This is a genomic window from Lysinibacillus sp. FW12 (genome assembly GCF_050817245.1).
GTDB classification, from domain to species: Bacteria; Bacillota; Bacilli; order Bacillales_A; family Planococcaceae; genus Lysinibacillus; species Lysinibacillus irui.
Genome location: NZ_CP139094.1, coordinates 4023929 through 4039745, shown reverse-complemented (window position 1 = coordinate 4039745; position 15817 = coordinate 4023929). Strand labels below are relative to the sequence as shown.

Sequence of the window (15817 nt, the reverse complement as noted above, 5' to 3'; positions counted from 1 at the left end):
AATGGATACTTTTATCAGAGTAGATGCCTCGGTTGAAATTGGTATTGGACATGTAATGCGTTGTCTAACCTTGGCGCACAGACTAAAAAAAACAGAGAAATATGTAGCTTTTATATGTAGAGATGCAGAAGGCCAATGTATAAGATTAATAGAACAACAAGGATTTGAAGTTTTTATTTTACCTAATTCTGAAGGTTCTTTATGGAATTTTGTCTCAGATTATTGGAAAAAGGATGCTCAAGATACGATTAGTATTTTAAAAAAATACAATGTTGAAAGGCTTATTATTGACCATTACTCAATCGATATTAAATGGGAAAAATTAGTTCGACCTTTTGTTAACGAGATCATGGTTATTGATGATTTGGCAAATCGAAAGCATGATTGTGATATATTACTGGATCAAAATTTTTATTTAGATATGGACACAAGGTACGATGGGTTAGTTCCTTCTTCCGCTAAAATGCTACTAGGGCCAAGTCATGCTTTGTTAAGAGATGAATTTATAGAAGCGAAAAAACATATAAAACCTTTTAATGGGAGAGTTGAGCGTCTATTTATATTCTTTGGTGGTAGTGATCCAACGAATGAAACTGAGAAGGTTCTTTTGGCAATTAAGTCGACTATAGAGCAATATAAATTAGTTGTAGATGTAGTTGTGGGGAACTCAAATCCAAACAAATTGAAAATTAAACAACTATGTGACGAAATTGAAAATACTCATTATCATTGCCAAGTGAATAATATTGCGGAATTAATGGCACAAGCAGATTTAGCAATCGGCGGGGGTGGGGCTACGACTTGGGAAAGAATATTTTTACAACTACCTACAATTGTAATTGCAGTTGCGGAAAATCAAGTTGAAATTGCAGAAGCTATTCATATTAAAGGAGCTTGTATATATTTAGGGCTGAGCAAGAAAATCTTGATAAATGATATCCAGAATATAGTTGATAAAATGCTCAAATCAAACATGATAATTAATAATATGATTTCCAATATGAAATGTTTTCCTATTTAATGGAGGTAGAATAATGAAAATATTATTTTTAGGACCTTATCGTGAGGTTTTTTTTAATAAGTTACAGGAGAATAATGATGAAGTTTATAGAACTGAGGAAAAAATATCATTAGAATATGTCAAATTAAATAAATTTGATTTAGTAATAAGTTATGGATATAGACATATTATTTCTAAAGATATTATTAATTATTTACAAAATAGAATAATTAATTTGCACATATCATATTTGCCATGGAATAGGGGGGCTGATCCGAATTTTTGGAGTTTTATAGATGATACAATAAAAGGTGTAACAATTCATTTAATTGATGAGGGTATCGATACAGGAAATATAATTGTTCAAAAAGAAGTTACTTTTAAAGGAGATTTTACTTTACGTGAAAGTTACAATATTTTAATAGATGAAATTGAAAACCTTTTTTATGAATATTGGACAACTATAAGATCTGGCAATTTTAAAACAATGTCTCAAAGTATTAAAGAAGGAAGTGTTCATTATAAAAAAGATAGAGATAAATATAATGATTTATTAGTGAATGGTTGGGATACACCTGTATCTAAGTTAAAAGAAATGAGGGATTAATATGGATATTTCAATTTTAAACAATTCAACAAAACCATTTATAATTGCTGAAATGTCAGGGAATCATAATCAATCACTAGATAGAGCATTAGAGATTGTTGAGGTAGCAGCAGCTTCTGGGGCACACGCTTTAAAAATACAAACATATACAGCAGATACATTAACTCTTAATGTAGACTCACCTGATTTTTTGATTAGTGATTCGGAAAGTCTATGGAAAGATAAGAAGCTATATGACCTTTATAATGAGGCATATACTCCTTGGGAATGGCATAAACCAATTTTTAATCGGGCAAAAGAATTGGGAATGATTGCGTTTAGTACGCCATTTGATGAAACAGCTGTTGATTTTTTAGAGGAATTAGAAGTTCCGCTCTATAAAATTGCTTCCTTTGAGAATACAGATTTACCGCTTATCAAAAAAGTTGCTGCAACTGGTAAACCAATGATAGTATCCACAGGTATGGCAACATTGGCGGAATTAGATGAATTAGTACGAACAGCCAAAGAAGCTGGCTGCAAAGACTTAGTATTATTAAAATGCACAAGTACATATCCTGCAACACCAGAAAACACAAATATTTTAACCATTCCACATATGAAACAGTTATTTGAAGATGTCCAAATCGGATTATCTGACCATACACTCGGGATAGGAGTGGCTGTAGCAAGTGTTGCACTAGGTGCAACAGTCATAGAAAAACATTTTACACTGAATCGAGCTGATGGTGGTGTTGATGCAGCATTTTCAATGGAACCAGCTGAAATGAAGGCGCTTGTAGATGAGACTGAACGAGCTTGGATAGCTATGGGAAAAGTTACTTATGGCCCAACTGAAAAAGAAAAAGCTTCTCTAAAATTCCGTCGTTCAATTTATGTATCCAAAGATATAAAAGCTGGAGAGAAATTTACAAAAGAAAATATAAAAATTGTACGTCCAGGTTATGGTTTAGAACCTAAGTATTTCAATCACGTACTCAATAAAAAAGCTCGAAAAAATTATATTATGGGTTCACCATTAAAATTTGAGGATTTATAAAGATATTATGCTCGTTAAAATTTAATAAATCCCTTTAATTTTTTGTCTAAAAAATATGAACATTTTTATAATAAATAATTATATGAGTGTAGTGTATAGGATGTGGAAAATGGGACCTATATTAATACCGGAATATTTAAATGACTTTATTTGTATAGGCAGTGCTTGTGAAGACACTTGTTGTGCAGGTTGGAATATAACAGTTGAAAAGAAAACATATCAAACATATCGCAAAGTGCGTCAGCCGGAGATGGCAGAAAAACTGTTGAAATATGTAAAGCGAAATCGTAAAGGTCATGATGACTCTAATTATGCAAAGTTCATTTTAGATGACAATAAAAACTGTCATATGATGTTAGAGGATGGGTTATGTAGTATTCATAAAGAATTAGGAGAAGAATTTTTATGTAATACTTGTGCTGTTTATCCTCGATTCCTTACAAGTGTAGGGAATGTAACAGAAAAAAGTTTAACACTGTCTTGCCCAGAGGCAGCACGAATTGTTCTTTTACGTAAAGAAGGGATAGGTTTTATAGAGACTGAAGAACCAAAAAAGACGCGTGGACTAATAAATAAGGACTTAAATTTAGAGAAACACCCTCATTTTTGGGATTTGCGGATTTTTACAATTCAGCTTCTTCAAAGTCGCCAACAACCTATTGAAGTTCGTTTAATTGTTTTAGGGCTATTCATACAAAAAATTGAACAATTAAAACCGAATGAATTGGAACAGGAATTACAATTGATAATGCAAGATTATTTAAATCGTTTAGATGACGATGAATATATTAGAAGATATTAAGGGGAATTTAAATTTTCAATTGAATTTAGCACGTGCATTAATTCGCCTTCGAATTACAAGTGGTATTGCTTCAGAAAAATATATCACTATTCTTCATCAATTAATAGAAGGCTTGGATTTGGAAGAGGATGAAGAAAAGGAATTACGTGATATGAAAAAAACAGTTTTAAAATACAAAGAAACATATACTAATATATATGAACCATTTATTAAAGAGAATGAATATTTGTTTGAAAATTACATGGTGAACTATGTATTTAAAAATCTATTTCCCTATGATTGTAAGACATTCTTTGAAAGTTATATGTTGCTTGTTGTCAATTTTACGCTAATTAAGTTGCATTTAATTGGCATGGCCGCTAAACAACAACAATTAACACATGAAATGTTTATTGAATGTGTCCAACAGCTTGCGAAGGTGATTGAACATACCCCATCTTATTTGCTAGATGTTCGTGAGGGTATGGTGAATTTAGGTTACACGACAATGGGGCATATGTTTGTCATGATTAATAAGTAAGAGCAACTGACATTTTGTTATAAATGTTTTTATAATAGTAAAACAATCGAAGAAGCCTCTTATTCAGGTAAATATCATCTGAATGAGAGGCTTTTTTGAGAAAGCTATCATCTAAAGTAGTTTACTGTAAAAAGGTGAAACATTTCTAAAAACTTCCGATACTAAATATAAGAATAAGAAATGTTTGGGAGGTTACATATTATGCGTATTGCAGCTCAAGTACAATCTACAGATGTGGGAACTGCAACGTCATCAACATCTTCTAAGAAAGCTGGTTTAGAAGAAACTGCGATGACTACAAGTAAATCTCAGTTAATAACGCAATCACAAGGAGAAAAAGCACCAGCTGCTGAGGGTCAAGAGGTATCTAAAGAAAAGTTACAAAATGTGGTGGATACTGTAAATGAATTTTTGCAAATCAATCATAATGCTTCTAAATTTGTGTTACATGACGGTTTAGATCGTTATTTTGTACAAGTTGTTGATACCCAAACAGAAGAAGTCGTAAAAGAGATCCCTCCAAAAAAACTTTTAGACGCATATTATGAGATGCAAAAGTTGTTAGGGATGATTGTGGACGAAAAAATATAAGGATATTTAGGAGGAAATATAATGGTAAATAGAATCGGCGGTTTAGCTTCAGGAATGGATATAGATTCAATAGTAAAAAAATTAATGAATGCGGAAAGAACACCGTTAAACAAGTTATATCAAAAGAAACAAACGTACGAGTGGCAACGTGACGCATACCGAAGTGTTAATACAAAATTAAAAACATTTGATACTTATATTTCAGATAATCTTGTATTAAAAAGTCTCATTTCTAAAACTGCATCTAGTTCTAATTCTAACTTAGTATCTGCAACTGCAACAGGAAGTGCTGCGGGAACACTGTCAATTGAGGGTGTTTCACAATTAGCTACAGCAGCTCGTAAAGTTGGTGATCAAGTTAATGCTGTAGGAACTACAAAAATGGCCGATCTAGGAGCAACAGGAACTATAGAATTTAAAGCCATTCAAACCAATGGTCAATTAGCAAGTGAAGCAACAAAGATTGAAATTACTTCTGATATGACAGTTGATCAATTTGTTAGTAAAGTGAATTCTAGTAATGCAGGAATTAGCGCTGTGTTTGAAAATGGCCGATTCTCCTTCACTGCCAAAAACACTGGTGATGTTAAAGGTGATGATGAAATCAAAGTTGTAGGGGGGAGACATTTTCAACAAGTTAGGGTTTGCTGATCCTAATAAAGTTCAAAATACAGAAGGAAAAAATGCTATTTTCACAGTGAATGGTATTGCAACAGAACGAACAACAAATACGTTTACGATTTCAGGTTATAATGTAACGTTAAAAGATACATTCAATGGCCTTCAAACGATTGCAGATAAATATAAGGCTGCTGTGGAAGAATTAAAAAATGCTACTACTAATTTAACAAATAAACAAGCAAATCTTACTACAAAACAAAATGCTTATGGTGCTAGTGATATTAATAGTTATACAGCTAACCATGAAACTGCTTATAAAAATGCTTTTGGTAATACTTTATCTTTGTCACAACAAGTGCAATATAACAAACTTGGAAATGATGCATGGAGAAATTTATCAACAGATGAAATAAATTTCATCAAAAATCAGTCATCTGTACAAGGTATTAAAGATAATCTAGACGGAAGCTCTTTAAGTGATGAAAGCAAAGAAAAATTAAAGAATTTATCTAATGAAGTGTTAGATGTTTTATTTACAAACAAAGATCAACTTGCAGATTTTAAAGCTCAAGCGGAATACGAAAAATATGGTGTGAAATTAAAAGATTTTGATCAAAATGCCATTGATGCATTAAAACGTTTCTCATATAACAGTAATGATTCAATTGAAAAAATTCATAAAGATATAGATGATAATCCGGAATTTACAAAGGAAGTAAAAGATGCGTTAAAATCTTTAAGTAAAGATGATTTAACAAATTTAATAGCAACAGATTCAGCAACTTTAAAAACTTATCAAGAAAGAGCTCAGGCTGACGATTTAAAACAAAAATATAGTCAGTTTGGAGATGCGTTAATTAAAGGCTTGCAAGATGGTTCAAAAAAGGTTGAGGATTTAACAGAAAAACAAAAAGAGGTTTGGAATAGCTTATCATCCGAAAAAAAAGATCAATTTTATGCTTTAGCCGATCAAAATATCAAGCGTTCCGAGTACTTAACTGCCGATGCTGAAGAAAAAGCAGCTCAAACTCGTTTAACAGAAGCAACTAACACCGAAAAAGCAGCAACAGCAGATGCAACTGCGGCAGGTATTTTAAAGGATGATGGTAGTGGCGGTAAAGTAGTTGACGAGGATAAAGTAAATGCTGCTCCAAAAGCACAAGCAGTCACTATGACATCAACAACAGATGTTGATGACATTATTACTAAAATTAAGGATTTTATCACTACTTATAACGGTTTTATCAAAGATTTAAATGATCGAACAAAAGAAACTAAATATCGTGATTATACGCCACTAACTAGTGAGCAAAGAGAAGAGATGTCAGAAAATGAGATTAAGCTATGGGAAGAAAAAGCGAAGAGTGGGTTATTAAGAGGTGATACTCTTATTCGTGAAGGGCTTTCGGGTATGCGTTCTTTAGTATATCAATCAAATCCAGGTATTGACTCAAAATATAATACCCTCTTTAGTATTGGGATTACAACATCAAAAAACTATAATGATGGCGGTACATTAGAAATTGATGAAGCAAAATTACGAAAAGTATTAGAAGAAGATCCTGATGCAGTTGAAAAACTCTTTAAAAATAGTGAAGGTAAAAAAGATGATGTAGTAAATGGCAAAACAGTCGATACACGTGGTTATTTAGAAAAACTTCGTGAATCGATGAAAACTTTTGAAATTACTATAGAAAAAAAAGCTGGACGTTCTACCATGACAGACGCTCAATATGCAATCGGAAATAATCTAATGGATACAGAAAGTCGAATCAGCACTTGGAAGAGAAAACTAGAGGATATAGAAGCTCGCTATTGGAAGCAATTCACAGCAATGGAACAAGCCATTAATAAAGCAAATCAACAGTCAAGTATGTTCATGCAGGGCTAAGGTTTCTATTTAAGATAGGAGAGTATAATGCATCAAACAGATCAACTATTGCAGGTGTCAGCCAATTTATTTAAGCATTTAGGTGACATTCCAAATGGTGAAGAGCGTGACGAATACATCAACACGATAAACAGCATGTTGGACAAGCGCGAAACGATTATAAAAGGCTTGGAACAAGATGGGTTTCAATTCGATGAACAAAATCGAATTCATCGTACATTATTGGAACTCGATAATGGCATTAAAGAACGATTAGCAGCTGTTATGGATGCAGTTAAACAAGATATGGCAAACCTACAAAAAACGAAAAAAAGTGAACAACAATATTTCAATCCTTATTCGAATGTTCGTGTGATGGATGGCATGTATTATGACAAAAAGAATTGATGTTTTATCTTCATTCAGCGCGGTGGAAGTCGCCCGCTGAATGGAAGATAAAGCCCCGGCGGATGTCATGGATTTTAAAAGGAGTGAATTGTGTTCGCGCAATTCAAAATCCAGACACAATTACGCTGAGGCGTAATTGATCAAATAGCTTTTCTTCGGAAAATGGTTTAAACTAGTAAATAAGTAACCTTTCAAAGGAGTTGTCCTTTATTGGCAGCAAATTTAACAGCACAAAACGCATATAAACAAAATAGTGTAACCACTGCTTCTCCTGGTGAGTTGACGTTAATGCTTTATAATGGATGTCTGAAGTTCTTGCATAAGGCGAAACAAGCTATTCAAGAGAAGAATATCCAAGAAAAGAACACAAATCTTCAAAAGGCTCAGGCGATTATTGCCGAACTTATGTCTACACTCAATATGGATATTGAAATTTCGAAACAAATGCTTCCTCTTTATGAATATATGAATCATCGTTTAGTCGAAGCGAACATTCAAAATGATGTAGCCATTATTGAAGAAGTAGAAGGATTGGTGACGGAATTCCGCGATACGTGGAAGGAAGTTATTCGCATTAATCGACAACAGCAGTTTGGTCAAGGAAACAGCGGACAAATTTAGACACAACGAGAGGCCATCTTCAATGGGTGGTCTCTTTTTTATGGCAAGAATCATCAACTAAAAATTATCACTAAATAGTCATAAATTAGGCTATTCAACGGTAAAATATGTTACTTATTCCCTCTGGTTGTAAGTAGGGCATCGTGTCATAATCAAAGCAATATCAATGTTTAATATAGTACTGGGGTGGGAATATGATCTTTAAGCGTCAAGAAGGCTTCCGCTTTAAATTCGAGGAGCCTATTCAAATAACTTTTGCTATGTATGAGAATGGAAAGGTCAATCATGGACAGACAGCCATGGCAGACTTGCTGGATATTAGTCCGCGTGGATTAAAAATGTTTACTGAAGTGGATTTAGGCGTCAACCCTCCACCATTGGACCTCCATTTTGTACTTGATACACGTAAGGTGCGAGCATATGGGGATGTCATTTGGAGTCGCCCGTTTGGTAACGGTAAGCAATATGGCATCCATTTCAATGATCAAGGTCCGGTAGAAGATTTGATTGTTGAAGAATTAAAGCTGCGACGTAAAAAGGAAGCGGCAGAAGCGAAGAAACAAAATGATTTTTAATCATAATACTTTCACTGCCATATGACAGTGTGTCTCCATACAGGAGTAGTTTGAACGCACGGTAAATTCACTGATAGAAAATAGAGTTTTCTACTAAATTAAAATAAAAATATTTTGTAAGAAAAAGAATGATTTTAGAGGAATTTCACACACTTGTGTAGAAATATATAGTATAGCAGTTATAAAGGAGGAGTTTACATGTTAAACTTTAACATTCGTGGTGAAAATATTGAGGTAACTCCAGCTATTCGAGAGTATGTTGAGAACAAAGTCGACAAAGTGGAACGTTATTTTAACGAAGATGTTAACGCCAACGCTAATGTCAATTTAAAGGTTTACAATGACAAGCAAACTAAAGTGGAAGTCACAATTCCAATGAAAAACTTAACTCTGCGTGCTGAAGAGCGTCATAACGATATGTATGCTGCTATTGATCTAATTGTTGATAAATTAGAGCGTCAAATTCGTAAGCATAAAACAAAAGTAAACCGTAAATTCCGTGAGCGTGAAGGTGCAGGCCTTTATTTTGCTACTACACAAGCAGCCGCTGATGCCGCTACAGAGGAAGAAGAATACTCCATTGTGCGTACAAAGCAATTTGATTTAAAACCAATGGACCAAGAAGAGGCTGTTTTACAAATGAATATGCTTGGACATGATTTCTATGTCTTTACAGATGCTGAGTCAAATGGCACAAATATTGTGTATAAACGTAAAGACGGAAAATATGGCTTAATTGAAACAACTTAAACTTCATGATGACAAAGGCTCTCGCGATGGCGAGAGTCTTTTTTTGTATGGCTACTACTGTAAACGGGGTGACCGTTTGCATGAAACTGTTACACAATGGTAAAATGAAAGTTGAATCTATATAGGAAGTGAAAAACATTCATGGCAAACCTATTAAATAAATTATTTGATTTCAATAAACGTGAGTTAAAAAAATTAGAAAAAATCGCTGACCAAGTTGAGGGTTTCGCTTCTCAAATGGAACAGCTTTCAGATGATCAATTACAAGCGAAAACAGACGAGTTTAAAAAGCGCTATGCCGATGGAGAGAAGTTAGATTCGATTCGTGCGGAGGCTTTTGCTGTTTGTCGAGAAGCGGCGAAACGTGTTTTAGAAATGTACCCATTCCGTGTTCAAATTATGGGGGCTGCTGCGCTTGATGAAGGTAATATCGCAGAAATGAAAACCGGGGAAGGTAAAACATTAACGGCGACGATGGCTGTTTATTTAAATGCGATTACTGGTAAAGGTGTACATGTTGTTACAGTCAACGAATATTTAGCAAGTCGTGATGCTGCTGAAATGGGACAGCTGTATAATTTCTTAGGTTTATCGGTTGGTCTTAACCTAAACAGTCTTTCAAAAGAGGAAAAACGAGCTGCGTATGAGGCGGATATTACGTATAGTACAAACAATGAGCTAGGGTTTGACTATTTACGCGATAACATGGTGCTTTATAAAGAGGAACGTGTACAACGTCCGTTGCACTATGCTGTTATTGATGAGGTCGACTCGATTTTAATTGATGAAGCGCGTACGCCATTAATTATTTCGGGTCAGGCTGGGAAATCAGCACAGCTTTATAAGCAATCGAATGCCTTTGTACGTATGTTAAATGCGGAAACGGATTATACGTATGAGGAATCAACGAAAGGTGTTACGTTGACGGATGCAGGTGTTGAAAAGGCAGAAAAAGCTTTCGGCATTGATAATCTGTTTGATTTGACACATGTTCGTTTAAATCATGCAATCAATCAATCATTAAAGGCACATGTTAGTATGCATAATGATGTCGATTATGTTGTGCAGGATGGCGAAATTGTGATTGTTGATGGCTTTACAGGTCGTTTGATGAAGGGCCGTCGTTATTCTGATGGCTTACACCAAGCAATTGAAGCTAAAGAAGGCGTTGAGATTCAAAATGAATCGATGACGATGGCGACCATTACTTTCCAAAACTACTTCCGTATGTATCAAAAGCTTGCAGGGATGACAGGTACGGCGAAAACAGAGGAAGAGGAATTCCGAAATATTTACAATATGAATGTTGTAGCTATTCCGACGAATAAACCGATTGCTCGTGATGATCGTGCTGACTTGATTTTTGCAACGATGGAAGGCAAATATAAAGCAGTTGCTGCTGATATTGCAGAGCGCCATAGAGCTGGCCAACCTGTTCTTGTTGGTACAGTTGCGATCGAAACATCTGAGATTATTTCTAAACTATTGGATAAGCATAAAATTCCACATAATGTCTTGAATGCGAAAAACCATGAACGTGAAGCAGAAATTATTGCGAATGCTGGTACAAAAGGTGCCGTAACGATCGCGACAAACATGGCGGGGCGTGGTACAGATATTAAACCAGGTGAAGGTGTACTCGAAATTGGTGGTTTAGCGGTAATCGGTACAGAACGCCATGAGTCACGTCGTATTGATAACCAGCTTCGTGGACGTTCTGGTCGTCAAGGGAATCCAGGGGTTACACAATTCTATCTATCTCTAGAAGATGATCTAATGCGTCGTTTCGGCTCCGATAACATGAAGTCTATGATGATGCGCCTAGGTATGGATGATTCTCAACCTTTACAATCTAAAGTTGTGTCGAGAGCTGTAGAATCAGCGCAGAAACGTGTCGAAGGTAATAACTTTGATGCACGTAAGCGTTTATTACAATATGACGATGTTCTACGTCAGCAACGTGAGATCATTTATAAAGAGCGTTATGATGTATTGGAAACAGAAAATATGCGTGTGCTCGTTGAGTCCATGATTCAAGAAACAATCGATAATGTTGTTGGCCTATATACGCAAGGTGAGCAAAAAGATTGGAACTTGAAAGCTATTGAAGATTTTGTAGCGGCTAACCTACTTGATGAAGGTCAACTTAAAGTGTCTGATTTCCAAGGCAAATCTGCTGAAGACATTAATCAAATGATTTCTGATGCTGTTCATGTTCGCTATGATGAAAAAGAGGCAGAATTGACACCAGAGCGTATGCGTGAGTTTGAAAAGGTTATTCTATTACGCTCTATTGATACGAAATGGATTGATCATATTGATGCAATGGATCAATTACGTCAAGGTATCCATCTACGTGCCTATGGACAAAATGATCCTCTTCGTGAATACCAACAAGAAGGTTTTGCGATGTTCGAGGATATGGTTGCTTCTATTCGTGAGGATGTTGCGAAGTATGCGATGAAGGCAGAAATTCGCAATAATCTAGAGCGTGAAGAGGTGGCAAAGGGCCAAGCAGTTAATCCAAAGGAAGAAGGCGGCGGCTCAGCTCCGAAAAAGCAACCAGTTCGTAAGGCTGAAAACATTGGTCGTAATGATTTATGCCCTTGTGGAAGTGGCAAGAAATTTAAAAACTGTCATGGTGCAGCTCAATAAAATAGGTGAAAAAGATCATTTTAACTTTATGTTGAGATGATCTTTTTCTTTGTGAAATCCCTCCATTTTGAAGGAAATTTAGTATAAAAAGTCAGAATTTATAGACAATTGGAAATTATCGGTATACAATAGCTGTAATAATAGGAGGTTAGTTGAGGGAATGAATCCTATTATTATCCTAAATTAAGTTGTTAACATTAAGTCTTAAGGAGGATGAGAAAAATTGAGAGAAGCTTTCTTTGAAAAAGTTGAAAGATTGTTTGCGAAGATCAAGATTCTTAAGCAATCTTTCTCGTCGGTAGTATTTGGAATGTACGGATTTTGGTATATTCCTTTTTATTTTGGTTGTAAAGGAAACATAAACTGTTTAAAGGGGGACTATGGATGCATAAAAAAGATATTATGAGTAGTGAAACCATGTTGTATATGCCTGTATATGATTCCTTTGGAAATTTATGTACGCGGGTGTACGAGAAAAATAATGAATATATATCTAAACTAGCTCCGACAAAGTTATTGGACTATAATCTTCGTTATTTTGGTTCTAGTTTAAGAGGAGCTTTCGATGGATCAAAAATGATTCTAGGTAAGCTTAATAAAAACCCAATCATAGTAGATGAACGCGGGAATATTTTATGGTGTCCAAGCAGGTCACCACTACATCCGCTATGTATATGGTTTGCTGTTCATCATATTGATGAATATTCAGCTGTGGATAAAAAGAGGACGAAGATCACTTTTGTGAATGGCAAGGAAATTATTGTGGATATCAGTGAGAAAGTTCTTGAGTACCGGATACAGAGAGCATTTTTATTAAAGTATAGATTAGAGAAACGCACAAAGCATTTACTTGTACAGTATGATCGTGTGAAAGTATTTCAGCGAATGGCTCTTAATATGCTTGAGGACGAGAAATAAGATCGTTGAATTAATACAATTAACAGCTGCTAGATAGTATGTTTTCCTTTGTAAAAACGTTATAATAAAAAAATACGGAGCTTTGTAAATGAATTTGTAGCTCCATTACTAACGTTCGGAGGATTTAACAATGATTGAATTAGCAGATGTACGCAATGTGTTAGACACTACAGCCAAAAAATTGGCAGACTTTAGGGGGTCTCTTTGACTTAGAAAACAAAGAGGCACGTATTCAGGAGCTAGATGAAATGATGCTAGAGCCAGGTTTTTGGGATGATCAACAAGGTGCACAGGTAATCATCAATGAAGGAAATGGCTTGAAAGCAATCGTCAATGAATATAAAGATTTAGTGGAAACACATGAAAATTTAGATATGACACTGGAACTTTTACGTGAAGAGCCAGATGAAGAATTACAGGAAGAACTAGGCAAAGAGCTAGCAGAATTCCAACAAAAAATAGGAGACTTTGAGCTCCAATTGCTATTAAGTGGTCCATATGATCAAAACAATGCCATTTTAGAGCTACATCCTGGTGCAGGTGGAACGGAATCACAGGACTGGGGTTCTATGCTGTTACGTATGTATACTCGATGGGCAGAAAAACGTGGCTTTAAAGTGGAGACAGTCGATTATCTTCCAGGTGATGAAGCTGGGATTAAATCGGTTACCTTGTCTATTAAAGGTCACAATGCTTTTGGTTATTTACAGGCTGAAAAAGGTGTACATCGTTTAGTACGTATTTCACCATTTGATTCGTCTGGTCGCCGCCATACATCATTCGTTTCTTGTGATGTTATGCCAGAGTTTGATGACAATATTGAAATCGATATTCGTACAGAGGATTTAAAAATTGATACGTACCGTGCAACAGGTGCAGGTGGTCAGCATATTAATACGACGGATTCAGCAGTTCGTATTACACATATCCCGACTGGTACCGTTGTACAATGTCAAGCAGAACGTTCACAGATTAAAAACCGTGAAAAAGCGATGACTATGTTAAAGGGTAAATTATATCAATTAGAGCTTGATAAGCAGCAGGCTCAGCTAGATGAAATACGTGGTGAGCAAAAGGAAATCGGCTGGGGCTCACAAATTCGTTCTTATGTGTTCCATCCATACTCTATGGTGAAGGACCATCGTACGAATGAAGAGACAGGTAATGTCGGTGCAGTAATGGACGGCGATTTAGATCCTTTTATTAATGCCTTTTTACGATCTAAAATTAACTAATAAATATATCCCCCAAGAGTGAGGTGCTCTTGGGGGATTTTCTATTTAAAAGGGTGGATGATAGGGTGCATCTTGGTTAAGTTGTTTTCGTTCATTCATGTAGTATTTATAGAGCATGGATGCGTTCACAAACTGTTTACTAATAGAAGCATACTGAATAGGTAACTCAATTTGTTTCTCATTTTTTAATGTAACGATACACCCCGATTGACTAGGTGTGATATTAATAATTGCATGTAATCCAATCCATATATTGTGAATGGAATTCGGTGAATAGGTTGGTAGAAATATACAGGGATACCCATAATCAAAGGCCACGACGATTGGTAGCTTATGTTGATTGCCAAAGAAACGTTTAGCCGATTGTTTTGCAGCTTCATAGGTTGTGCCTAAAGAGATGCAAGATTTGCGAAGCACATGCATTGGTTTACGTGTAACAATTAGTTCATTATGTTTGTCAATCACATGGGTGAAAATTTTTGTATCGTGCTGAATAGGTTGTAGCATGTAAGTATTAAATGAAATTAAGTAACCATTTACAAAATTGCTAGTCATATGGGAAATGCCTCCTTTTTCTATTGTTAACGGTAGTGTAGAACAGAAAATGGATTTATTGAAATAGAGGAAATAGCTAAAGGGCATTTAGAAAAGAATGAAATGCTTAGAGAATTTGCTTTAAATCTCAAGAGATTAATAGCGAATCCAAGTTATTTTCGATTCGTAAGCATTGCATTTTAGTTTCAATTTTCATATAATTTAGAAAAGGATCGAGGTGAGATCGTTGGATAAATATTATTCGTATACCGATTTTCTAAAAGCCGTTGGTCAGTCAAAAAAAGTTGATGAGGCAGAGAAATTATTAAACGAGATTTATTTAGATCTATTTTTAAATCGTATCCAGCGTATGCATCGTCAAGAGCAGCTCATGGTTCTGATTGATAGAGCACTCTATGAAAAGGATGAACACGCATTTTATCAATACGCAGCCGAACTAAATTCCTTGCAGCAAACAGAAGAATAATCATATGGACGAACCCGCTCTCAGATCTATTGGAGAGCGGGATTTTTTATTGGAGTGATAGTTGGTGAGTTTATTGATGATAGGTTTTTGTTTGAAAGAGGGGGAAGTGATTTGAGGGAGAATATAGAAAACCTACTCGGGGATTAGTGACTTTGCTCGTAAAATAAGAAGAGCGCTCCAAAAGTGTAGTCCTCCGCTCATAAGAGGAGGAGAGCCGCTCCAAAAGTGAATGTCCCCGCTCATAAAAGGAGGAGAACCGCTCCAAAAGTGAATGTCCCCGCTCATAAAAGGAGGAGAACCGCTCCAAAAGTGAATGTCCCCGCTCATAAAGAGAAGATAACCGCTCCAAAAGTGAATGCCTCCGCTCATAAAAAGAGGAGACTCGCTCCAAAAGTGCAAGCCCCTTGCTCATGATAGAAGCGTCCCCGCTTCAAAAAATGCGTGTCCCCCATAAAAGAAGACAATCAGCTCCCTGAAAAGACTAACGTCATCCCAAAAGATAGTGACTACCACTCTAAAATTAAAATCTAATGAATAGAAAAAGCTTGAAAACCTGATGAAGCGGCTATTATGAGGGTAACAAG

General features: G+C 35.5%; 15 protein-coding genes and 1 pseudogene. 15 read left to right on the top strand and 1 reads right to left on the bottom strand.

The features are described 5' to 3' along the window. The first annotated feature begins 1 nt into the window (after window position 1). The 14 genes and pseudogenes from pseG (at window position 2) to prfB (ending at window position 14212) form a co-directional block, all read left to right on the top strand. A complete protein-coding gene (pseG, locus tag SJW71_RS20835) occupies window positions 2-1021 on the top strand; it encodes a UDP-2,4-diacetamido-2,4,6-trideoxy-beta-L-altropyranose hydrolase (protein WP_431811457.1) in 1020 nt (339 codons plus the stop codon). Between the two features lie 13 nt (window positions 1022-1034). Continuing rightward, window positions 1035-1607, top strand: coding sequence for a formyltransferase family protein (locus tag SJW71_RS20830; protein ID WP_431811456.1), 573 nt, complete (start codon window positions 1035-1037; stop codon window positions 1605-1607). Between the two features lies 1 nt (window position 1608). Continuing rightward, entirely contained in the window at window positions 1609-2646 is a 1038-nt protein-coding gene (gene pseI, locus SJW71_RS20825; protein ID WP_431811455.1) for a pseudaminic acid synthase, read from the top strand. 109 nt (window positions 2647-2755) lie between these two features. Beyond that, entirely contained in the window at window positions 2756-3448 is a 693-nt protein-coding gene (gene fliB, locus SJW71_RS20820) for a flagellin lysine-N-methylase (RefSeq protein ID WP_431811454.1), read from the top strand. Then, entirely contained in the window at window positions 3426-3968 is a 543-nt protein-coding gene (gene fliB, locus SJW71_RS20815; RefSeq protein ID WP_431811453.1) for a flagellin lysine-N-methylase, read from the top strand. The genes fliB (SJW71_RS20820) and fliB (SJW71_RS20815) overlap by 23 nt, the downstream gene beginning before the upstream one ends. A 201-nt stretch (window positions 3969-4169) precedes the next feature. Next, complete coding sequence (gene flaG / locus SJW71_RS20810) at window positions 4170-4559, top strand: flagellar protein FlaG (protein ID WP_431811452.1); 390 nt, start codon at window positions 4170-4172, stop codon at window positions 4557-4559. 21 nt (window positions 4560-4580) lie between these two features. After that, window positions 4581-7071: pseudogene (gene fliD, locus SJW71_RS20805) on the top strand (flagellar filament capping protein FliD). A gap of 27 nt (window positions 7072-7098) precedes the next feature. Further along, window positions 7099-7458: a flagellar protein FliT gene (locus tag SJW71_RS20800; protein WP_431811451.1), complete on the top strand. Its 360-nt coding sequence runs from the start codon at window positions 7099-7101 to the stop codon at window positions 7456-7458. Between the two features lie 210 nt (window positions 7459-7668). Further along, window positions 7669-8079, top strand: coding sequence for a flagellar export chaperone FliS (fliS, locus tag SJW71_RS20795; protein WP_274795655.1), 411 nt, complete (start codon window positions 7669-7671; stop codon window positions 8077-8079). A 194-nt stretch (window positions 8080-8273) separates the two neighbouring features. Beyond that, window positions 8274-8654, top strand: coding sequence for a PilZ domain-containing protein (locus SJW71_RS20790; protein WP_431811450.1), 381 nt, complete (start codon window positions 8274-8276; stop codon window positions 8652-8654). A 198-nt stretch (window positions 8655-8852) separates the two neighbouring features. Continuing rightward, window positions 8853-9404, top strand: coding sequence for a ribosome hibernation-promoting factor, HPF/YfiA family (hpf, locus tag SJW71_RS20785; RefSeq protein ID WP_274795657.1), 552 nt, complete (start codon window positions 8853-8855; stop codon window positions 9402-9404). Between the two features lie 141 nt (window positions 9405-9545). Further along, window positions 9546-12059: a preprotein translocase subunit SecA gene (gene secA, locus SJW71_RS20780; RefSeq protein WP_274795658.1), complete on the top strand. Its 2514-nt coding sequence runs from the start codon at window positions 9546-9548 to the stop codon at window positions 12057-12059. A 384-nt stretch (window positions 12060-12443) separates the two neighbouring features. Continuing rightward, window positions 12444-12977, top strand: coding sequence for a competence protein ComK (locus SJW71_RS20775; RefSeq protein ID WP_312504870.1), 534 nt, complete (start codon window positions 12444-12446; stop codon window positions 12975-12977). A gap of 130 nt (window positions 12978-13107) precedes the next feature. Continuing rightward, window positions 13108-14212, top strand: a protein-coding gene (gene prfB / locus SJW71_RS20770) for a peptide chain release factor 2 (protein WP_396631728.1) whose coding sequence is annotated in 2 segments (ribosomal slippage) — window positions 13108-13182 and window positions 13184-14212 — 1104 coding nt in all. Because the reading frame shifts where the segments join, the coding sequence is not laid out codon by codon here. 45 nt (window positions 14213-14257) lie between these two features. Here the strand turns inward: prfB and SJW71_RS20765 are convergent. Further along, window positions 14258-14767: a competence protein ComK gene (locus tag SJW71_RS20765; RefSeq protein ID WP_274795660.1), complete on the bottom strand. Its 510-nt coding sequence runs from the start codon at window positions 14765-14767 to the stop codon at window positions 14258-14260. 226 nt (window positions 14768-14993) lie between these two features. Between SJW71_RS20765 and SJW71_RS20760 the strand changes: the two genes are divergently transcribed. Next, a complete protein-coding gene (locus SJW71_RS20760; protein WP_431811449.1) occupies window positions 14994-15233 on the top strand; it encodes an IDEAL domain-containing protein in 240 nt (79 codons plus the stop codon). The last annotated feature ends 584 nt before the right edge of the window (window positions 15234-15817 follow it).